General features: G+C 68.1%; 7 protein-coding genes. All 7 read right to left on the reverse strand.

The genetic code is table 11. The annotated features are described in order from the left end of the window. Positions 1-103 precede the first annotated feature (103 nt). Positions 104-8,320, reverse strand: coding sequence for a non-ribosomal peptide synthetase (locus tag FHT32_RS24545; protein WP_176667204.1), 8,217 nt, complete (start codon positions 8,318-8,320; stop codon positions 104-106). Then, a complete protein-coding gene (locus FHT32_RS24550; RefSeq protein ID WP_176667205.1) occupies positions 8,320-11,676 on the reverse strand; it encodes a non-ribosomal peptide synthetase in 3,357 nt (1,118 codons plus the stop codon). Before FHT32_RS24550 ends, FHT32_RS24545 begins: the two co-directional genes overlap by 1 nt. Beyond that, a complete protein-coding gene (locus FHT32_RS24555; RefSeq protein ID WP_176667206.1) occupies positions 11,673-16,271 on the reverse strand; it encodes an SDR family NAD(P)-dependent oxidoreductase in 4,599 nt (1,532 codons plus the stop codon). Before FHT32_RS24555 ends, FHT32_RS24550 begins: the two co-directional genes overlap by 4 nt. Continuing rightward, complete coding sequence (locus FHT32_RS24560; RefSeq protein ID WP_176667207.1) at positions 16,271-21,568, reverse strand: non-ribosomal peptide synthetase; 5,298 nt, start codon at positions 21,566-21,568, stop codon at positions 16,271-16,273. Before FHT32_RS24560 ends, FHT32_RS24555 begins: the two co-directional genes overlap by 1 nt. Positions 21,569-21,577: 9 nt before the next feature. Then, the gene (locus FHT32_RS24565) at positions 21,578-22,309 is read right to left on the reverse strand and encodes a thioesterase II family protein (protein WP_176667208.1); all 732 of its coding nucleotides are present in this window, start codon (positions 22,307-22,309) and stop codon (positions 21,578-21,580) included. After that, the gene (locus FHT32_RS24570) at positions 22,309-22,566 is read right to left on the reverse strand and encodes an MbtH family NRPS accessory protein (protein ID WP_176667209.1); all 258 of its coding nucleotides are present in this window, start codon (positions 22,564-22,566) and stop codon (positions 22,309-22,311) included. Before FHT32_RS24570 ends, FHT32_RS24565 begins: the two co-directional genes overlap by 1 nt. A gap of 219 nt (positions 22,567-22,785) precedes the next feature. Continuing rightward, entirely contained in the window at positions 22,786-23,034 is a 249-nt protein-coding gene (locus tag FHT32_RS24575; RefSeq protein WP_176667210.1) for a DUF4880 domain-containing protein, read from the reverse strand. Positions 23,035-23,134: the final 100 nt, after the last annotated feature.

The raw sequence follows: 23,134 nt of genomic DNA on the forward strand, positions 1-23,134 counted from the left end.
CTCGATGAAACGAGCCGCTGAAACGAAAGGCCCGCCGCATTCACTGCGCCGGGCCTTTGTTTTTGTCTACTCGCCAGCTCGCCAACGGATCGGGCTGCGCCCGTCAACACAGCGCCGCGAGCTCCTTCAGGGTATCGGCCTGCATCACCTCCGAAAGGGCCAGCCGCCGGCTGCCGGGCCGCTGCTGCCGAAGGGCGAGCATCATCTTGAGGCTGAGCAGCGAGTCACCGCCCAGCTGGAAGAAGTTGTCATGGCGGCCGACGCGCCGCACGCCCAGCAACTGTGCCCAGATTGCCGCCAGCGTCCGCTCCGCGTCGTCTCGCGGCGCCTCATGCGCCTTGGGGCCAACAGGCGCCACTGGAGGCAATGCAGCAGGGGATCGCACCTGCAGCCCTGCCATCACATCGATCTCGAGCGCCAGTTGCCCGGGGCGATGGACCAAGGCGTCGACCACTTCGGCGACTGCTGCACGCATGTACTCGCAGACACGCTCGGCGCCCACGGACGTGCTGACCTGCACCGTCAATGCGAAGCCATCGCCCAGATCGCTCACCGACAGGCCGAGCGGGTAGTTGCTGCGCTCCTGCCCCGCGAGAAACTCGATGCCCTCCCAATCGGAGCCGCCCGAGGATGCGCGCCTGGGGCTGTGGCGATAGTTCAGCAGCGAAGAGAACAGCGGCGCGCCCTTCGGCAGCCCGCTGCAGCGTTGGGCCAAAGACAGGCTCGCGTGCTCGTGATGCATGAGCTGCGTCAGTGCGGCATGCGTTTCCCGCACGCATTGCTCGACGCTGAGCGCGCCCAGCCGGATGCGCAACGGCAGCATGTTCATGCACAGGCCCATCGCACGTTCGGCGCCCTCGCCGCCCTGCATGCGGCCGAAAAGCACAGTGCCGAACACGAGGTCATCCTTGCCCGTGGCCCTGGCCAGCACCAGCGCCCACGCGAGATGGAACAGCGTCGCCGGGCTCACCCCATGGCGCTGTGCCTGGCGTCGAAGCTGCGAGGCCAACGCCGAGTCCAGCGCCAGCCGGGCATCGTCGACGTCGGAGCCATCGCCCCGCACGTCGGTCAGTCCGAAGGGCGTGGTGGGCTCCGTCACATCGCCCAGCATCCGTCTGAAGAAGGCCTCGTGCTCGTCCGCGCCCAAGCCCAGCCTCGCGTGAGCCACGAAATCACGGAACGGCACGGGCGAAGGCAGTTCGATTTCCGGGTTCTGCTGGATCGATGCGATCTCGTCCATCAGCAACTCCAGCGTCGTGTGGTCCGAGATCAAATGATGGCAGGGCAGCTGCAGCAGCCAGCGCCGGTTTGCCGCATCGTGCGCCGCCACCGCCTCGACCATCGGCGCGCGCCGCACGTCGATGCGGTAGCCGATGGGGTCGACGCGGGCGTTCAGCCGTTCGGCCACGTCCATGCCCGCCGATGCCGCGTCGTCTTCGAGCCATTGCAGTTGCAGCCTGGCTTCCCGCCACACCACCTGCACCGGCTCCCTGAGCCCTTCCCATGCGATCGCGGTGCGCAAGATGTCGTGCCTCGCGATCACCCGGTCGAAGCTTTCGATGAAACGCGCCAGGCGATCGCGGCTGTCGAAGCTCAGCAGCAGCGGGTAGACGTAGACGTCTCCATCGGCCTGCATCAGGTGATGGAAGAGGATGCCTTCCTGCAATGGAGCCAGCGGATAGATGTCCTGGATGTTGGCCGCTCCCCCCGGCACCGCCGCCTCGATGCGCCGTATCTCCTGCTCGTCGAGCGAGACCAGCGTCACCATCTGCGCGCTGATCGCCTCGCACCCCGCCGGAATGCCATTGGGCGGCACCTGCACCTGCGCGCGCCCCTGGTCTTGCGCCAGCGCCTTTGCAAACGCCGCGAACCCCGGGTGCTCGAACAGCGTGCGCACCTGCGCCTGCAGGCCCCGCGCTCGCATGCGCTCCAGCAGCCGCAGCGCCAGCAGCGAGTGCCCGCCCAGCTCGAAGAAGTTGTCCCCGCGCCCCACCCTCTGCAGCCCCAGCACCTCGGCCCAGATGGCTGCCAGGGTTTCTTCCAGCTCGCCTTGCGGTGCCTCGTAGCCCCGGCCCTGCACCAGCTCCGGCTCGGGCAGCGCCTTGCGCTCCACCTTGCCGTTGGCATTCAGCGGCAACGCCTGCAGCACCATGACCGCGCGCGGCACCATGTAGTCGGGCAGCTGCCTGCCCAGGCGCTCGCGCAGCACTTCCGCGTCGATGGCCTGCCCCGCGTGGGCGGCCACATAGCCGATCAGGGCCATCGCGCCCGCGATCTCCCGGGCCACGACCACCGCCTCCCTGATCTCCGGCTGCGCCAGCAGCTGGGCCTCGATCTCCCCCAGTTCGATGCGCAGGCCGCGGATCTTCACCTGGTGGTCGATGCGCCCCAGGTATTCGATCTGGCCTTCGGCGTTCCAGCGCACGAGGTCGCCGGTGCGGTAGAGCCTGTCGCCGTTGCCGAAGGGGTCGGCCACGAAGCGCTCCGCGCTCAGGCCAGGCTTGTTGAGGTAGCCGCGCGCCAGGCTCACGCCGCCGAGGTACAGCTCGCCGGCCACGCCGCGCGGCACCAGGTTCAGCTCTGCATCCAGGATGTAGGTGCGCGTGCCGCTGATGGGCTGGCCGATGGGCACCAGGCTTCGCCCGTCGTCCCTGCAGGTCCAGCGCGTGACGTGGATGGTGGTCTCGGTCGGGCCGTACAGGTTCTGCAAGGTGGCGCCGCCCAGGCGCTGCAACGCCTCCTTCTGCGTCTGCGCGGGCATGGCCTCCCCGCCCACGATGATGTGCTTGAGTCGCGTGCTGGCCTCGATGCCCGGATGCGCCAGGAAGGCCTGCAGCATGGAGGGCACGAAGTTCAGCGTGGTGACCTGGTGGCGCTGGATCAGCTGCACCAGCCGCTCGGGGTCGCGGTGGTCGCCGGGGTTGGCGATCACCAGCCTCGCGCCGGTGGTCAGGGGCCAGAACATCTCCCACACCGACACGTCGAAGCCGAAGGGTGCCTTGTGCAGCACGGTGTCGTCGTGCTCCAGGCCATAGGCCCTTTGCATCCATGCCATGCAGCTGTGCAGCGCCTGGTGGCGCACTGCAGCGCCCTTGGGCTTGCCGGTGGAGCCGGAGGTGTAGATGACGTAGGCCAGGTTCTCGCCGTGCAGCGGGACCTGCGGGTCGGTGTCGGGCTCGCCCGAGATGTCCAGGGTGTCCAGTTGCAGTTGCACGAGTCCTGCGTTCGGCGCGATGTGCTCGCGCGTGGCGCGGTGCGTCAACAGCAGTTCGATGCCGCTGTCTTCCACCATGTAGGCCAGGCGCTGTGCCGGGTACTCCGGGTCCAGCGGCAGGTAGGCGCCGCCGGCCTTCAGGATTCCCAGGATGCCCACCATCATCTCGAGGGAGCGCTCCATCACAATGCCCACGCGCATATCGGGGCGAACGCCCAGCGCAATCAGGCGGTGTGCCAGGCGATTGGCGCGGCCGTCGAGTTCGGCGTAGCTCAGCGACGATTCGTCGAACAGCATGGCCGTCGCATCGGGTCGCAGCCGTGCGTGGCGCGCGATGCTCTGATGCACCGGCTGCGCATCCGGCTCCAGCTGCGTGTTCTCGCTCCAGCGTGCGAGCCAGCACCTTTCCTCGTCTGACAGAAGATCCAGTTCGCACACGCGCTGCTGCGATTGCGCGGCCAATGCCTCCACGATGGCGCGCACCGCCACATGCATGAAGCCGCACACGCGCCGGGCATTGACCGACTCATGCACCTGTGCGGTCAGCTGGAAGCCTTCGCCCAGATCGTCCACCGACATGTCGAACGGATAGTTGCTGTGCTCCTGCCCGCCCAGGAACTCGATGCCTTGCCAGGCGGCGAAATCCTGCTTCTCGATCGCGGCGCTGTAGCGATAGTTCAGCAGCGCCGAAAACAGCGGCGTGCTTCCCGGCAGCGCGCTGCAGCGTTGCGCCAGCGACAGGCTTGCATGCTCGTGGTGCAGCAGCTGTGTCAGCGCCGCATGCGTTTCCCGCACGCACTGCTCGACGCCGAGAGTACCAAGGCGAATGAGCAGCGGCAGCGTGTTGATGAACAGGCCCAGAGCCCGATCCGCTTCCGCACCGCCCTGCATGCGGCCGAAGAGCACCGTGCCGAACACCACGTCGTCCTTGCCCGTGGCCCGAGCCAGCACCAGCGCCCAGGCCAGGTGGAACAGCGAGGCCGCACTCACGCCGTGCCGCCGAGCCTCGTGCCGCAACGAGGCGGCAAGGTCCGCCTCCAACGGCAGGACAGCCTTCTGGGCGCGAGCGCCATCGCTTCGCACGTCCAGCAAACCGAAGGGCGTCGTGGGTTCGTCCACGTCGCCTAGCATCCGGGTGAAAAAGGCCTCGTGCTCCGCCTGGCTCACGCCCAGCCGGGCCTGTGCCACGAAGCGCCGGAACGGCACGGGTACTGGCAGCGCCTCATGCCGGTTGTTCGCAAGCAAGGCGATTTCTTCGACGATCAGCTGCAGCGTGGCGTGGTCGAGCACCAGATGATGGCTCGGCAGTTGCAGCAGCCAGCGCTGCCGATCGGCATCCTCGGCCGCGATGGCACGGATCATCGGGGCATGGCGCACGTCGATGCGGCGGCGGCTCGCGGCGGCATTCAGGCTAGCAAGCACGTCGTCGCCAGCGGCCACGTCCAGCCATTCGAGTTGCAGTCGGGCTTCTCGCCAGACGACCTGCACGGGCTCCGACAACGACTCCCACAGCACTGCCGTGCGCAGGATGTCGTGGCGCGCGATCACCTGGTTCAGGTTCCCGATGAACGCCTCCAGCCGTGCCTTCGATTCGAAGGCAAGGAGTTGCGGCGTCACGTAGACGTCTCCATCGGCCTGCATCAGGTGATGGAAGAGGATGCCTTCCTGCAATGGAGCCAGCGGATAGATGTCCTGGATGTTGGCCGCTCCCCCCGGCACCGCCGCCTCGATGCGCCGTATCTCCTGCTCGTCGAGCGAGACCAGCGTCACCATCTGCGCGCTGATCGCCTCGCACCCCGCCGGAATGCCATTGGGCGGCACCTGCACCTGCGCGCGCCCCTGGTCTTGCGCCAGCGCCTTTGCAAACGCCGCGAACCCCGGGTGCTCGAACAGCGTGCGCACCTGCGCCTGCAGGCCCCGCGCTCGCATGCGCTCCAGCAGCCGCAGCGCCAGCAGCGAGTGCCCGCCCAGCTCGAAGAAGTTGTCCCCGCGCCCCACCCTCTGCAGCCCCAGCACCTCGGCCCAGATGGCTGCCAGGGTTTCTTCCAGCTCGCCTTGCGGTGCCTCGTAGCCCCGGCCCTGCACCAGCTCCGGCTCGGGCAGCGCCTTGCGCTCCACCTTGCCGTTGGCATTCAGCGGCAACGCCTGCAGCACCATGACCGCGCGCGGCACCATGTAGTCGGGCAGCTGCCTGCCCAGGCGCTCGCGCAGCACTTCCGCGTCGATGGCCTGCCCCGCGTGGGCGGCCACATAGCCGATCAGGGCCATCGCGCCCGCGATCTCCCGGGCCACGACCACCGCCTCCCTGATCTCCGGCTGCGCCAGCAGCTGGGCCTCGATCTCCCCCAGTTCGATGCGCAGGCCGCGGATCTTCACCTGGTGGTCGATGCGCCCCAGGTATTCGATCTGGCCTTCGGCGTTCCAGCGCACGAGGTCGCCGGTGCGGTAGAGCCTGTCGCCGTTGCCGAAGGGGTCGGCCACGAAGCGCTCCGCGCTCAGGCCAGGCTTGTTGAGGTAGCCGCGCGCCAGGCTCACGCCGCCGAGGTACAGCTCGCCGGCCACGCCGCGCGGCACCAGGTTCAGCTCTGCATCCAGGATGTAGGTGCGCGTGCCGCTGATGGGCTGGCCGATGGGCACCAGGCTTCGCCCGTCGTCCCTGCAGGTCCAGCGCGTGACGTGGATGGTGGTCTCGGTCGGGCCGTACAGGTTCTGCAAGGTGGCGCCGCCCAGGCGCTGCAACGCCTCCTTCTGCGTCTGCGCGGGCATGGCCTCCCCGCCCACGATGATGTGCTTGAGTCGCGTGCTGGCCTCGATGCCCGGATGCGCCAGGAAGGCCTGCAGCATGGAGGGCACGAAGTTCAGCGTGGTGACCTGGTGGCGCTGGATCAGCTGCACCAGCCGCTCGGGGTCGCGGTGGTCGCCGGGGTTGGCGATCACCAGCCTCGCGCCGGTGGTCAGGGGCCAGAACATCTCCCACACCGACACGTCGAAGCCGAAGGGTGCCTTGTGCAGCACGGTGTCGTCGTGCTCCAGGCCATAGGCCCTTTGCATCCATGCCATGCAGCTGTGCAGCGCCTGGTGGCGCACTGCAGCGCCCTTGGGCTTGCCGGTGGAGCCGGAGGTGTAGATGACGTAGGCCAGGTTCTCGCCGTGCAGCGGGACCTGCGGGTCGGTGTCGGGCTCGCCCGAGATGTCCAGGGTGTCCAGTTGCAGTTGCACGAGTCCTGCGTTCGGCGCGATGTGCTCGCGCGTGGCGCGGTGCGTCAACAGCAGTTCGATGCCGCTGTCTTCCACCATGTAGGCCAGGCGCTGTGCCGGGTACTCCGGGTCCAGCGGCAGGTAGGCGCCGCCGGCCTTCAGGATTCCCAGGATGCCCACCATCATCTCGAGGGAGCGCTCCATCACAATGCCCACGCGCATATCGGGGCGAACGCCCAGCGCAATCAGGCGGTGTGCCAGGCGATTGGCGCGGCCGTCGAGTTCGGCGTAGCTCAGCGACGATTCGTCGAACAGCATGGCCGTCGCATCGGGTCGCAGCCGTGCGTGGCGCGCGATGCTCTGATGCACCGGCTGCGCATCCGGCTCCAGCTGCGTGTTCTCGCTCCAGCCAGCGAGCTGCGCCTTCTCTGTCGCTCCGAGCAGATCGATCTCGCCGATCATGCGATCGGCATCGCCAGCCAGCGCATCGAGGATCGCCGCGTAGTGGCCCGCCATGCGCTCGATGGTCTGCGGATCGAAGAGCTCTCGCGCGTAGTGGAAGTTCAGCTGCACCTGGCCACGGCCATCCTCGACCACACCCAGCGTCAGCTCGAACTGTGCCGCCTGCTCGCCGAACTCCCAGGTCCGCAATGCGAGGCCGGGCAGATTGTCCAGCGCACTGTGGTCCTGCTGCAGATGATTGAACATCACCTGGAACAGCGCAGCGGTGCTCAGGCTGCGCTCGGGCTTCAGGGCTTCGACCAGCTGTTCGAACGGCAGGTCCTGATGCGCCTGCGCACCCAGCGCTGCCTCGCGCGTGGCGGCCAGCGCCTCGTGCAGGCGGGTCCGGCTGCCGATCACATTGCGCATCACCTGCGTGTTCACGAAGAATCCGACGACACGTTCAGACTCCACGCGGTGCCGGTTGGCAATCGGTACGCCGACGCGCACATCCTGCAGCCCGGTATGGCGGTTCAGGAGCACCTGGAAGCCGGTGAGCAGCATCATGAACAGCGTCGCGCCCTGTGCCTGCGCGCGCCGGCGCAGCGACTCGACCAGCGACGGCGACAGCGCCGTCTCATGGCGCGCCGCACGGTACTTTCCGTCGGCACGCCGCATGCGATCCACCGGCAGTTGCAGCACCGGGTGCTCGGTGCCCAACTGCTTCTTCCAGTAGTCGAGCTGCCGCTCCTGTTCGCCCGCCTCGAGCCAGTGGCGCTGCCAGATCGCGTAGTCGGCGTACTGGACTGGCAACGCATCGCGCACGGGCGCCTGGCCCTGCACCCGTGCCTGGTATCCAGCCACGAACTCGTCCACGACGATCCGCATCGACCATCCGTCGGAGACGATGTGATGCATCACAACCGCCAGCATGTGCGCCTCGGTGCCCATGCGGATGAGCACGACGCGAAGCAGCGGGCCAGTGGTCAGGTCGAAAGGCGCGTCCGCAATGCGCAGCGCCTCCTCGCGCGCGGAGGCCTCGCGCTCAGTGTCCGGCAGGTGGGTCAGGTCGACGATCGGAATGTCCAGCGCCGCATGCGCCTGCACGCGCTGCTCGACCTCTCCTTCGGCATTCACGCCGAACACGGTCCGCAGCGACTCGTGGCGCGCAACCAGCGCGTCGAAGCTCTCCTTGAGCGCCTCGATGCCGAGCCGCCCGTCGAGCCGCAATCCACCCAAGATGTGATACGCCGAGCTGCCGGGCTCCAGCTGCCACAGAAACCACTGCCGCATCTGCGCATACGAAGGCGGGCACGCGGCCCGCGCAGCCTCGTCGCGCGCAATGATCGGAAACTGCCCGATCGTGAGGCCCTCGGCGCGGATTTTCTGATACACCGCGCGGCGCTGCGCCGGGGTCAGGCGCAGGAAGCGCCGGCCGATATGGTCGTGGGTGGCCGTGATTTCCATCAGGTGGTCTCGAGGCTGTCAATGAAGGAGTCAATCTCGGACAAGGCTTGCGCATGCGGCTTGCGTGCGCGAGCCTGCGAGATCGACCGGGCCATGTCCATCAGGACGGGGTGCTGAAAAATGTTCTTGACCGTGAGGTCTGCATGCATCGCGGCCTGCACGCGGGCCACGACCTGCATCGACATGAGCGAATGGCCGCCAAGCTCGAAGAAATGATCGTTGCGGCCGATGCGCTCCACACCCAACACTTCGGACCAGATTCGCGTCAGTGCACTCTCCACATCGCCTTGCGGCGGGGCATAGGCGCGTTCGCTGTCGATGCCGGGCATGGGCAACGCCTTTCGGTCGACCTTGCCGTTCGCGTTCAACGGCAGCGCATCCAGAACCACCATGGCGCCGGGCACCATGTACTCTGGCAACACGCGGCCCAGTCGCCAACGCACCTGGGCGGTGTCGATCGCCTGCCCCGCCCGCGCGGACAGATAAGCCACGAGCATCGTCGCGCCTGCGTGCTCCCTGGCCACGACGGTGGCCTCGCGAATCTCCGGCTGCGCAAGCAGTTGCGCCTCGACCTCCCCCAGTTCGATGCGGAAACCCCGTAGCTTCACCTGCTGGTCGATGCGCCCGAGGTACTCCAGTTGGCCTTGCGCGGTCCAGCGCACCAGGTCACCGGTGCGGTAGAGCCGGTCGCCGCCTTCCATCGCGATGAAACGCTCCGCCGTGAGGGCCGCGCGGTCGAGGTAGCCGCGCGCCAGGCCGGCCCCCGACACATGCAGTTCTCCAGCCACGCCGACTGGCACAGGATCGAGCCGCGCATCGAGCACCTGCAGGCCCAGATCGGGAATGGCGGTGCCGACGGGGCTTCGCTGTTGCCCCAGGTCCGCCGCCGTGATCCGGCGGCAGGTCACATGAACCGTGGTTTCGGTGATGCCGTACATGTTGATCAGTTGAGGCTGCTCGTCGCCGTGATGCTCGATCCACGTGCGCAAGCGTTGCGGCTCCAATGCCTCTCCGCCGAAGATCACGGTGCGAAGCGACAGGCCTCCTTCATGGGCCTGAGGCAACGCAACCAACTGGCCGAACGCCGACGGCGTCTGGTTGAGCACCGTCACACGCTGATCGCGTAGCAGTTGAAGGAAGTCGGCGGGCGAGCGGCTCACCCAGAAAGGCACCACGACCAGCCTGCCACCCGTGCACAGCGCTCCGAAAATCTCCCAGACCGAGAAGTCGAAGGCGTACGAATGGAACATGGTCCACACGTCCTGCGGCCCGAACTGGAACCATGACTCGGTGGCGGAGAGCAACCGGGTCACGTTGCGATGGCACAGTTGCGCACCCTTGGGCTTGCCGGTGGAGCCTGAGGTGTAGATCACGTAGGCCAGGTTGTCGCCGCTCAACGGAACCTCGGGATTGGTCGCCGTGTATTCGCCAGCATCCGTCGCATCGACAGCCAGCGTGGAGATGCCCGCAGGCAGCTGCATGCGATCCTGCAGATGAGCCCGCGTGAGAACCAGCGCAAGCCGGCTGTCTTCCACCATGTAGGCGATCCGGTCGACCGGGTACTCCGGGTCCAGCGGCACATAGGCGCCACCCACCTTCATGACTGCAAGAAGCGCCACCACCAGCTCGACGCCACGTTCCAGCATCACGCCGACCTTGGTCTCGGCACGCACACCGTTCTCGATCAGCCGATGTGCCAGCCGGTTGGCTCGCTGGTTGAGTTCGCGATAGCTGAGCGCTTCGTTCTCGAAAACCACCGCGATGGTGTCGGGGCGCGCTGCCGCCTGCAATTCGATCAGGCCGTGCACGGTGGCGGCTTCTGCCCGGCCTTGCGCACGGGCGCCCCATCTGGCGAGCTGCGCGTGCTCCGTCTCGTCGAGCAGCGGCAGATCCCCCAGCGCGCATACCGGCTCGGCCACGAAGGCGCGGAGCACGCGCTGGTAATGGCCCGCCAGCCGCCCGATCGTCTCAGGCTCGAACAGTTCCGCCGCGTAGCGAAACGCTGCACGGATGCCGCCGTCTTCGCACTCGATGGTCTCCAGGATCAGCTCGAACGGCGCGGCGCGTTCCGCCAGATCGATGCGCCGGACCTGCAGGCCGGGCCATCCGCGCAGCGGCCTGTCGCCCTCGCCCAGATGGTTGAACATGACCTGGAACAGCGGCGATCCGCCGTGTGTGCGGTCCGGTCGCAGCGCCTGGACAAGCCGCTCGAAGGGCAGCTCCTGGTTCGCCTGCGCTTCTAGCGAAGTGTCGCGCACCTGTGCCAGCAGCTCGGACAGGCGCATATGTCCATCCAGGCGCGCATCCATCACCACGGTGTTGATGAAGGCGCCCACCACACCTGCCGTCTCGGGCCGGTTGCGGCCTGCCACAGGCACGCCGATACGGATCTCGTCCTGCCCGGTATAGCGGAAGAGCAAGGCGTGGAAGGCCGCAAGCAGCACCTGAAACAAGGTGCCGCCCTGCTCCCGGGCCTGTCGCTTCAGTTCGCGCGCCAACTCCGCCGGTACTTCGAGCAGATGCTGCGCTGCGCTGTACTTCGCATCGGCCGAACGCGGCCGATCCGTCGTGAGCTCCAGCACCGGCTGGCTGCCCCCGAGCCGCCGCTGCCAGTAGGCCATCTGCCGCTCACCCTCGGCGCCTTCGATCCACTTGCGCTGCCACGAAGCGAAGTCGACGTAGCGGACTTCGGGCTCGGGCACTGCGACGGTTTGTGCCGCCCCAACCCGCTGCGCGTAGAGGCGAGCCAGATCATCGAGGATCAACTCGACCGACCACGCGTCGGAACCGATGTGATGCATGGTGAGCAGAAGTTGATGGTCCCCATCGCCCATCTTCAGCAAGGTGCCGCGCAGCAACGGACCGATCGTGAGATCGAAGGGAGTGCGGCAGACCTCGCGCACGATCTCGCCGTAGCGCATTTCGCGGACCTGAGCGTCCAGCGTGCTCAGATCGACGAAGGGAATCGCGAGCGTGCTCGTCGGCTCGACGCGCTGCTCGGGTACACCGTGAGGGCCTGCCCTGAAGACGGTGCGCAGCGTGTCGTGGCGCATCGCCAGCGCGTGCACCGCATCCTGCAGTGCGGCAACGTCCAGCGGCCCGGAGAAGCCCAGGCCGCCGCCGACGTGATAGGCGGTATTGCCCGGATCGAGCTGCCACAGGAACCACTGCCCCTGCTGGGCGAAGGACACAGGCATGGCAGCACCGTCGTCCACACTGTGCACGATGGCATCGCGCTGTGGGCGCGCAGGCGCGGCGGCGGCGTCACCGCTGCCGCGCAACCGCTGCTGCAGTGCGCTCAATTGCGCCGGGGACAGCTTTGCGCGGCGCTCGAAAAGATCCTTGCTTTGGCTCATGACGGAAAACTCGTGGTGGAACTTGCGGCATCGGTGACGTCGGCGACATCGGCCTTCGCAGCCTCGGATTCGGCTTCGCGCTCGATCTCCTCGATCAGCCGCATCTCGACCAACACCGCCAGTTCGGCGATGGTGGGTGCCTTGAAGAAGGCGGCCGGATGCAGCTCGACGCCGAAGGCCTTGCGCACACGCGCCAGCAGCCGGATCGCGAGCAGCGAATCGCCGCCGAGTTCGAACAGGTTGTCATCCACGCCCATGGGTGCGACGCCCAGCGCTTCGCGCCACAACTCGGCCAGCCCCTCTTCGAGGTCTCCCTCGGGCGCGCGGTAGGCGGTCGACAGCACCGGGCGCGAATGGCTGGTACGGTTTTCGGCGATGGGTTTGGCGGCATCGTCGTCCAGCGCGTCGAGCAGGCCTTCGAGCGGGCGCAGGCGCGGCGCCAGCGGCGTGATCGACACCACGGTCTGCGGCAGGTCGGGGCCGTTGGCGATGCGCTCGAAAGCCAGCACGCCGGTGCGTTCGTCCAGGCCGACGCCCTCGGGCATGTCCATGTCGACGGCCACGCCCACGTCGCGCCACGCGTCCCAGTTCACCGAGAACACCGGCAATACGGAGTGGCGCCGGTGCGCATGCGCGAAAGCGTCGAGGTAGGCGTTGGCCGCGGCATAGTCGCTGCGGCCAAGGCCGCCGATCAGGCTGGCGACCGAGGAGCAGAACAGCACGAAGTCCAGTGGCTCGGCGCGCAGTGCATCGAGCAGCGTGATCGTTCCCGCGACCTTGGGTGCGAACGCGGCTTCGACCTGCGCCCGCGTGCGCTGCGCGATCATTCCGCGGTCGGGCTGCACGACCGCGTGGATCACGCCGTTCACCGGACCGAAGCGCGCATGCACCTCGGCCAGCGCATTGCGCAGTTGCGCCGGGTCGGTGACATCGGCCGCCACCGCCAGCACCTGCGCGCCATCGGCTTCGAGATCAATCAGCTGCTGCAGCCTGCGCCGCAGCGACGCAGGCTGGTCCGCGGCCGCGGCAAGGCGTTCCCAGTCGGCGCGCGCGGGCAGCGGCGTGCGGCCCATCAGCACGAGCTTCGCTTGCCAGTGCTTGCAGAGATGGCGTGCCATCGCCAGGCCAACGCCGCCCAGCCCACCGGTGATGAGATAGACGCCGCCCTGGCGCAGGCGCTGCGTGCCCGCCGCCTGCGCGGGCACCGGTTCGTAGTGCTTGGTCCAGCGGTGTGGCCCCCGGTAGGCGACGACGAAATCGTCGGCCGAAGAACCCGCCTCTTCCACGACGCGGCGCACCAGGTCGGCTTCGGCCGTGCTTTCCGGCGCGGGCAGCACCACGTCGACGACACGGCATATCACGGAAGGCGACTCCTGGCCCAACACCTTGGCGATGCCGAGCACGGTGGCTTTTTCGGGCGCGAAAGGTTCGGTGCCCGCCACGTCCTCGACGCGATCGGTGACCACGGTGAGTGCCAGCGGTGGGCGGCTTGCCGCACCGGCGGCATCGAGCGCCTGAGCCAGAGCGAGCAGGCTGAAGTAGCACGCCTCGAAGGTCGCAGCGTGCGTCGCCGGAGCCGGCTTGTCGCCGTCGAGGCTCCAGAGATGGAAAACGCGCGCGACAGGGCCAGCCTCGGCTTCGACTTCGCGCAGCAGGGCTTCGTGGTCGGCGCGCTCGGCCGTCCGCATTGCGTATTGCAGCTCTGCCGTGCGCGCGAACTTCTTGCCGCGCAACGCCAGCACGACCTGGTCGCCCCGGGCACGCAGCACGCGAGCCAGCCTGTCGGTGAAGCTGTCGGCATCGCCGAGGATCAGCGTGCAGCCCTGGGGCGCGGCCTTGGCTTCGGATGGCGGTGCGGCCGAAGCGCGCCGCCACGTCGGCGCATAGAAGAGCCCCAACGAAGAAGACGATCGAGCAGCCTCGCCGGCTTCGATCCAGTAGCGTTGCCGCTGGAAGGCGTAGGTGGGTAGCGGCACGCGGCGGCGCACTGTGCCTTCGCGAGCGGCGTCCCAGTCGATCGACACGCCAGCGGTCCACAGGCCCGCGACCGCGTTCGCAAGCTGCTGCTCATTTCGCGCATGCTGCTGCGGATGGGCCTGGCTGGCCCAGATGCCGGCGGCCGATGGGCTGCCCGGGTGCTGGCGCGCAAGGCCGGCGAGCGTTTCGCCAGGCCCGACTTCGAGCAGCACGCGCCCCGGCGTGGCGAAGAGACCGCGCAGGCCGTCAACAAAACGCACCGTGCCACGCAGGTGCCGCCCCCAATAGGCGGGGCTGGTCGCTTCTTCCGCTGTGATCGGCTGACCGGTGAGGTTCGACATGAACGGAATGCTCGGTGCGTGGCGCGGCACGGAGGCGACCAGGCTTTCGAGCTCGGCGACGATAGGGTCGGCCAGGCGCGAGTGCGAGGCGATGGACACATGCAGCCGGCGCGGCTGGTGTCCGAGGGCGCGCAGCGCGTCTTCGGCGCGCGCAATGGCATCGAGCGGGCCCGCGAGCACGCACAGTTGCTCGGCGTTCACTGCCGCCAGGTCACAGCCGTCCGAGAGATAGGGCGCGAGCCCAGCTTCGGTCAGCGACACGGCAGTCATGGCGCCGGGCGCCATGGTCTGCATCAGGCGGCCACGCGCGGCGGCGATGCGCAACGCGTCCTCCAGCGAGAACACGCCCGCCACGCAGGCGGCGACGTACTCACCGAGGCTGTGGCCCAGCATCATCGACGGCGTCACGCCGCGGTGCATCCACCAGCGCGCCATCGCGTACTCGATGGCGAACAGCGCGGGCTGCGCGAACTCGATGCGGGCCAGGCGCTCGTTGGCCGTCTGCTCGTCGCCATCGGCCGGGAACAGCAGGCCGGGCAGATCGATGCCCACATCCTGCTTCAGCAATGCGGCGCAGCGGTCGAGCGTTTCGCGGAAGACGGCGCTGTTGCGATAGAGGGCCTGCCCCATCAGCGCATGCTGCGTGCCGCCGCCCGGGAACAGGAACACCACGCTGGGCGCAGAAGCCGGCGCGCGGATCGCAGCGGCCGCCGGCGAAGCGAGCATCTCCGCGGCCAGCGCAGTCTGGTTGGCCACCACGGCGCTGCGCCACGCGAAGGCACGCCGCCCGCTCTGCAGCGTGTGGACCACGTCTTCGAGCGGCTGCTCGCCGTGCGATTGCAAATGCGCCGCCAGTTGCACGCGGCCCTGGCGGAGTGCTGCTTCGTCCTTGGCCGACAGCGGCAGCACCTGCCATTGCGAGGTCTTCGCCGTCTCCTGCGCCGCAGGCGCCTCTTCGAGCACCACGTGCACGTTGGTCCCGCCGATGCCGAACGAGCTCACCCCCGCGCGGCGCGGCGTGCTGCCTTCCGGCCAGGGCTGGCACTGCGCATTCACGTAGAACGGGCTGCCGGCAAAGTCGATCTGCGGATTGGGTTTGGTGAAGTGCAGGCTCGGCGGCAGCGTGCGGTGCTTGAGCGCCATCACGGCCTTGATCAGGCCCGCGACGCCGGCCGCGGCATCGAGGTGGCCGACGTTGGTCTTGACCGAGCCCACGGCACAGAAGCCGCGCCGCTCGGTGTCGGCCCGGAAGGCCTGCGTGAGCGCCGCGATCTCGATGGGGTCGCCCAGCGTGGTGCCGGTGCCATGCGCCTCGACATAGCCGATGGTGTCGGCCGAGACGCCCGCGATCAGCTGCGCTGCGCGGATCACTTCGGCCTGCCCGTTGATGCTGGGCGCAGTAAACCCCACCTTGGCCGATCCATCGTTGTTGGCCGCGCTGCCCTTGATGACGGCGTGGATGGTGTCGCCGTCGCGCAGTGCCTCGTCGAGGCGCTTGAGCACGACCACGCCCGCTCCGCTGCCGATCACGGTGCCGTTGGCATCGGCATCGAAGGCGCGGCAATGGCCGTCGCGCGAAAGGATCGCGCCGGTCTGGTAGCGGTAGCCGCCTTCCTGCAGGAGGTTGAGCCACACGCCGCCGGCCAGCGCCATGTCGCAATCGTGGCTCAGGAGGGCCTGGCAAGCGGTGTGCACGGCCGTGAGCGATGTCGAGCAGGCGGTCTGCACGGTGACGGCCGGGCCGCGCAGGTTGAGCTTGTAGGCCACGCGCGTACACAGCGAGCCGGCGGCGTTGCCGCTCATCAGGCCCAGCAGGTCGGCGATGCCGGTATGTGCGCCCAGGCCGAAGGACGGCAGCAGGTTGCGGATCAGGTAGACGTTGGTGCCTTCGCCCGCATACACGCCGACCTTGCCGGGCCAGCGCTCGGGGTCGCAGCCCGCATGCTCCAGCGAGGCCCAGGCGCATTCCAGGAAGATGCGTTGCTGCGGGTCGAGGTTCTCGGCTTCGCGCGGCGTGTAGCCGAAGAAGCCGGCATCGAACTGGTCGAAGCCGTCGAACAGCACGCCGGCCTTCACGTAGTCGGGGTCGTTCAGCTGAGCCTGCGGCACGCCGCGCTCGCGCAACTGGTCGTCGGTGAAGGTCGACACCGACTCCACGCCGTCGCGAATGTTTCGCCAGAATGCATCGACGTCATCGGCGCCGGGAAAGCGGCCGGCCATGCCGACGATGGCGATCTCCAGACCGGTTGGCTCTGCAGGTTCGTTGTAGATGGACATCAGCTGACTCTCTCTGCCGCTTTGCGGCGTTGAAGCATCGCGGCGCGTTGGCGCAGCGCGCGCTCGTCACCGCCCGCGGCAGATGCGGCAGCGGCCTGCGCGCCGCCCTGCTCGATCCAGCGGGCCAGCGATTCGACGGTGGGGTACTTGAAAAGGCTGACCAGCGGGAACGTGGCCTGTAGCCGGTCTTCCAGTAGCCGGTGCGCACGGATGAGCAGCAGCGAATGCCCGCCCAGGTCGAAGAAGTTGTCGTGCAGGCCGACCTGTTCGACCCTCAGCACCTCCGACCAGATGGCTGCGAGCGTGCGCGCCACATGGCCTTGCGGCGCTTCGTAGGCCGTCGCACGGCCCAGCCCCTCGGGCTCGGGCAACGCCTTGCGGTCGACCTTGCCGTTGGCGTTCAGCGGCAGCGCGGGCAAGGTGACGATGGCGCGTGGCACCATGTAGTCGGGCAGCACCTGCGCCAGGCGTTCGCGCAGCGCGGCGCCATCTACAGACCGGCCGGCATGGGCGCTGACGTACGCCAGCAGCGAGGCCCCGGCGACACCCTCGCGTGCCACGACGACGGCTTCGCGCACCTCGGGCTGCGCAAGGATCTGCGCCTCGATCTCTCCGAGCTCGATACGAAAGCCGCGAATCTTCACCTGGTGGTCGATGCGGCCCAGGTACTCGAGCTGGCCTTCGGCGTTCCAGCGAACCAGGTCGCCAGTGCGGTAGAGCCTGTCGCCGTTGCCGAAAGGGTCGGCCACGAAGCGCTCGGCACTCAGGCCCGGCTTGTTGAGGTAGCCCCGCGCCAGGCTCACGCCGCCAAGGTAGAGCTCGCCGGCCACGCCGCGCGGCACCTCGTTCAGCTCGGCGTCGAGCACGCGGGCGCTGGTCTCACTGATCGGCTGGCCGATGGGCACCAGGCTTTGCCCGTCGTCGCAGCAGGTCCAGCGGGTGACGTGGATGGTGGTCTCGGTCGGGCCGTACAGGTTCTGCAAGGTGGCGCCGCTCAGGCGCCGCAGCGTTTCCCTCTGCGTCTCGGCCGGCATGGCTTCGCCGCCCACGATGATGTGCTTGAGCCGCGTGCTGGCCTCGATGTCCTTGTGCGCCAGGAAGGCCTGCAGCATCGAAGGCACGAAGTTGAGCGTGGTGACCTGGTGGCGCTGGATCAGCTCGACCAGCCGAGCGGGATCGCGGTGATCGCCAGGGTTGGCGACGACCAGCCGCGCGCCCGCGGTCATGGGCCAGAACATTTCCCACACCGACACGTCGAAGCCGAACGGCGCCTTGTGCAGCACGGTGTCGGCACGGGTCAGGCGGTAGGTCTGCTGCATCCATGCCATGCAGCTGTGCAGCGCATCGTGGCGCACTGCAGAGCCCTTGGGCTTGCCGGTGGAGCCGGAGGTGTAGATGACGTAGGCCAGGTTCTCGCCATGCAGCGCGACGCACGGGTCGGTGACGGGTTCGCCCGACAGGTCGATGGTGTCGATGTCGAGCACCACCAGGCCGCTGCGCCCGGTAATGTGGCCGCGCGTGGCCCGGTGCACGAGCAGCAGTTCGATGCCGCTGTCCTCGACCATGTAGGCGAGGCGCTGCACCGGGTAGTCGGGGTCCAGCGGCAGATAGGCGCCACCGGCCTTCAGGATTGCCAGGATGCCCACGACCATCTCGACTGAGCGCTCCATGGCGATGCCCACGGGCATGTCGGGCTTGACGCCCAGCGCCATCAGCCGGTGCGCAAGCCGATTGGCGCGGCGGTCGAGCTCGGCGAAGCTCAAGGCCTCGTCTGCGAACATCAGCGCGATGGCTTCGGGCTGCTGCCGTGCGTGCCGGGCGATCTGCTGGTGCACGGGCTGCGGCTGCGGTTCGCGCCGGGTGTTCACGCTCCACTGCGCAAGCTGCGATTTCTCGGTGGCACCCAGCAGGTCGATGTCTCCCACTGCGCGGCTTGCGTCTGCGCAGAGCGTGGACAGCACCGCCACGTAGTGCTGCGCCATGCGCGCGATGGTCTCGCGCTCGAACAGGTCTTCGGCGTAGATCACGTCGAGCATCAGGCGACCATCGGGCCGCTCGCGGGCCTCGAGCACCCAGTCGAACTGGGTCTGGAGATCGGGCAGCGCGTGGTCGCTCACCTCGATGCCGTCCAGGCGCTGGAGCGCCCGGTGGTCTTCGAACAGGTGATTGAACATCACCTGGAACAGCGGACTGTGGCTGATGCTGCGCTCGGGCTGCAGGCGCTGCACCAGCTGCTCGAAGGGCAGGTCCTGGTGGGCCTGCGCACCAAGCACGGTTTCCCTGGCCTGCGCCAGCACGCGCGACAGCGGCTTGCGGCCTTCGATCGAATTGCGCAGCACCAACGTGTTGACGAACAGACCGATGACGTTCTCGAACTCCACGCGGTTGCGGTTCGCAACGGCAGCGCCGACACGGATATCTTCCTGACCGGTGTAGCGGTGCAGCAGCACCTGCAGGCCCGCGAGCAGCACCATGAACAGCGTGCCGCCTTCGGCCTGGGCCACGCCTCGCAACCGGCCGAGCAAGGGCGCGGGCAACTCGAAGGCATGGCGGGCCGCGCGGTAGCTGGCTTGCGGCTTGCGTGGGTGATCGGTGCGCAGTTCGAGCACCGGGTGCTCTTCGCCGAGTTGCGCTCGCCACCAGCCAAGCTGGCGCTCCGCCTCGCCGGCGGCGAGCCAATCGCGCTGCCATGCGGCGAAGTCGGCGTACTGCACGCGCGGCACGGGCAGCGCCGCCGCACGCCCATACAGGCGCGCGGCGTAGCCAGCGGCGAGCTCGTCGATCAGCACTTGCATCGAGGCGCCGTCGGACACGATGTGATGCATCACCACGACGAGCACATGCGTGTCGTCCGCCAGGCGGCACAGTGCTGTGCGCAGCAGCCCGCCCTGGGAGAGGTCGAATGGAGCGGCCTTGATGCGGCGGGTTTCCTTTTGCAGCTGTTCGTCGCGCTGGCCGTCGGGCACGGCACGCAGGTCGAGCACTTCCAGCGCCAGAGTGCCGGTCGGATTGATCCACTGCGCGGCAACGCCGTCGCTGCCAGCGTGGAACACGGTGCGCAGCGATTCGTGGCGCGCGACGAGATCGTTCAGCGCGGCCTGCAGCGCATCGGCCTGCAGTGCCCCGGTGAGGCGCAGCGCGCCGCTCATGTGGTACGCCGCGCTGCCCGGGTCGAGTTGCCAGAGGAACCACTGGCGCTCCTGCGCATGCGACAGCGGCAGCGCATACACCCGACGCTCGGCCGGCAACACCGCGATGGGCGCGGGCCGTGCGCGCGCACCTTGCGCCAGCCGCTCCCGGATGGCAGCCGCGCTCTCGTGCAGCCGCGGGTGTTCGAACATCAGGCGCACCGGATAGTCGATGTTCCAGTGGCCCGATATGCGAGCCGCCACCTGCGTGGCCGTGAGCGAGCTGCCGCCACGCGTGAAGAAGTGAGCATCGCGCGCAAAGGGCTTCGCGTCGGCGGGCCTGAGCACTTCGCGCCAGATGGCATCGACCGCGCGTTCGGTGTCGTCGAGCGCGGGCGCTTCGGCTTTCGCCTCCACCGGGCCGCCCTTGACGAAAGCGCCGCGCTCGTAGATGGCATAGGCGTCGGCGCTGCGGTCCAGCCAGCCTGCGCGGCACGCACTGCGCTGCAGCTTGCCGCTGGTGGTCTTGGGCATGCCGCCCGGGTTGAGCAGCAGCACGGCCGACAGCGGCTCGCCGAACACTTCGCTGACTGCGGCACCGAGCGCTTCGACCAGCACCTGCGGAGGCACCAGCTTCTGCATGCTGCGCGACACTTCGGCCGCGGCGCCAATGCCTTCGCCATCGGGCCCGCTGGCCGCAAACACCGCGACGCGGCCCTTGCGCACCGCATCGACCTCGGCTTCGATGACACGCTCGATGTCCTGCGGATAGATGTTGTGGCCGCGAACGATGATCAGGTCCTTGATGCGGCCCGTCACATAGAGTTCGCCGTCGCAGACGAAACCGAGATCGCCGGTGCGCAGCCAGCGGCGTCCTTCCCGCTCGACGAAGGTCTCGCGCGATTCGCGCTCCTTGCCCCAGTAGCCAGCGCCGACGCTGGGTCCGTGGACCCAGATTTCGCCGATGCGGCCAGGAGCCCCCACCGACAAGGTCGCAGGGTCGACGATCTCGACGTCGTGATGAACAGCCACCGCGCCACAGCCGACCAGCAATGTGCCGCCTTCGCTCGGCATGCCCTGCCCGCTGGCCAGGCCCTCGGCGCTGAAGCAGCGCGCGACCATGCCGCCGCCGCGCCGGCCACCCGTCACGAAGAGGGTGGCTTCGGCGAGGCCATAGCAGGCGTAGACCGCTGCGGGATCGAAACCGGCGGCGGCAAAGCGTTCGATGAAGTCGAGTTCGGTGTCGGCGCGCACCGGCTCGGCACCCGTGTAGGCCACGCGCCAGCTCGAGAGGTCGAGTTGCGCGATCTGCGCATCTTTCACGCGCTCCAGGCACAGGCGGAACGAGAAGTCGGGGCCGCCGCTGAGCGTGGCGCGATGGCGCGAGATCAGTTCGAGCCAACGCACGGGCCGCTGGAGAAAGTAGCGCGGCGAGGTCAGCACCAGCGGGATGCCGCTGTACAGCGGCTGCATCAGGCCGCCGATAAGGCCCATGTCGTGGTACAGCGGCGCCCACGAGACGAACTTGTCGTCGGGGCCGATGCCCATGCCGACCTGGATGGCGTGCTCGTTGGCCATCAGGTTGCCATGCGTGACGATGACACCCTTGGGCGCCGAGGTCGAGCCAGAGGTGTATTGCAGGAAGGCGACGTCTTCGTCCGCCGGCTCGAAGGGCTGCCACGCATCGGCGAGCGCCGCATCCACCGCATCCACGGCGATGACCGTCAGGTTTCCGAACTGGCTGCCGGCCCCGGCCATCGCATTGCCGAACGCGGTCGAGGTCAGCACGCAGCGCGCCTGCGAATCGGCCGCCACGCCCGTGAGCCGGGCCAGGTGCTGGGGCCGCGTGGATTCGGGCGGGAACACGGGCACGGCGATCACGCCGCAATAGAAGCAGGCCAGCATGCTCACGGCATAGTGGTCTCCGTTATCGAGCATGACGAGCGCGCGCTCGCCCTTGGCGAACTGCTGCTGCAGGCGCGCCGCGAGCGCGCGCACGCGGCGCTCGAAGACGGCGTAGGTAAAAGTCTGCTCGCTGTAGACGCCATCGACCTCGTCGACCACGGTGAGCCAGACGTCGTTTGCGCGCTGTTCGGCGAGTGCGCGCAGGTGCGCCACGAAGTTGCGCGGTTGCCGCCCGGCGGATTCCGTCGCGAGCAATTGATTCATATCGAGCCTTTAGTGCGCGTGAAGATGCGTCTGCGCGGACAGGCACCTCGCGAGCGCCGCGAGGAATCCGGTCTCGTGCTGCCGCAGGAAGAAGTGCCCGCCATCGAACCAGTCGAGCGTGAAAGCGCCAGCGGTTTCTTTAGACCAGGCCGCCATGGCCGAGGCCTCGATGTCGTCCTGACGTCCCGCGAAGGCATGGATGGGCAACGGCAGTGGCAGCATGCCCGCGGTGTCGTCGACATGGCTGCGGCAGACGCGGCGGTCGGCGCGCAAGGTGTCAAGCGTGATGCGCATGAGCTCGTCGCTGGCAAACACTTCCTCGGGCGTGCCGCCCTGCTTGCGCAACTCGGCAATCAGCGAGGCGTCGTCTTCTCCGCCGTCAAAGCGCGAGGGGTCGCGCCGCGAAGGGGCTGCGCAACCCGACACCAGCAGCGCGCGCGGCAACGGCCGCCTAGATGCCTGGAGCCGCCGGGCCAGGCCATGGGCCAGCAACCCGCCCATGCTGTGGCCGAAGATCGCGAAGCCGCCGCGCATCGCTTCGCCCTGCTCGACGCAGATGCGCTCGACCAGGGCGTCGAAGTCTTCGACGAAGGCCTCGCCCATCCGCGCGCCGCGCCCCGGCAACTCCACCGGCACGACGCGAATCCACGGCGGAAGGAAGCGACGCCAGCGCAGGTACATGGCAGCGCTCGCGCCGGCACAAGGCAGGCACAGAAGCGAGAGAGGCGCGTGCGTGGACATCAGCCGGCCGCGCGCTGCGTTGCCTGTGCGTTTTCTCTTTCCTGCTGCTGCATCCATTCGCGCAGCGAGCGCGGGCGCATGTCGATCCAGTGGCTCTCGACGTAGGCAAGCACGGTTTTCTTGTCTCCGCGCACGCCCTCGATGGCAGACCATCCGCCAGGAACGGCCTTCCAGTGCGGCCAGATGGAATACTGGTCTTCGTGATTGACCAGAACGATGAAGGTTTCGTCTTCGCGGTCGAAGCAGCTGGTCGACATCGGTGCATCCTCGTGTGATTGAACAGAAGGAGCGCCCGATGTCCGGTCGTGGACCGGATCGAATCGCGGCGCCCTTGCTGACAGGACGCTTGGCGGCCGAATCTGTTCATTTCACGATGCACCTGCCGGCACTGTCGCATTCGTCGGGCTGTTATCGACGAGGCAACCGCAGGAACGCGCGGCGCGGCGCGCGTTCACGGGCTCGTAAAGGAGCGGGAGTTAGCTGTCGGCCCGGGGCGAGGTGTCGGACGGCTCGTCACCGTCGCCGAGGTCATTGACCGGCGGGACGAAGCCCGCGAGCAGCCAGAGCTGCGCGGCCTTGTCATAGGCATGGCGATGCGAGGGCTGCGCCAGGAGCCAAGCCGTCATTTCGGAGCGCGCCGCGTCGTCGAAATTTTCGCGGTCGTGTTCACGCTGTACCCATTCCCATGCGGTGTTCCAGATGGGATCGTTCTTTTCTTGAGTCATTGAAGCCGCTCGCGTTTTCCGTGCAGGCCGGGTCTCGAGCGCCCCTGCCGATGCACCCATCCGCGCATTCTCGCGGGAAACGGGCCGGCCCCTTCCCGCA

The sequence above is a fragment of the Variovorax sp. SG517 genome (assembly GCF_013376045.1).
Classification (GTDB): Bacteria; Pseudomonadota; Gammaproteobacteria; order Burkholderiales; family Burkholderiaceae_C; genus Variovorax.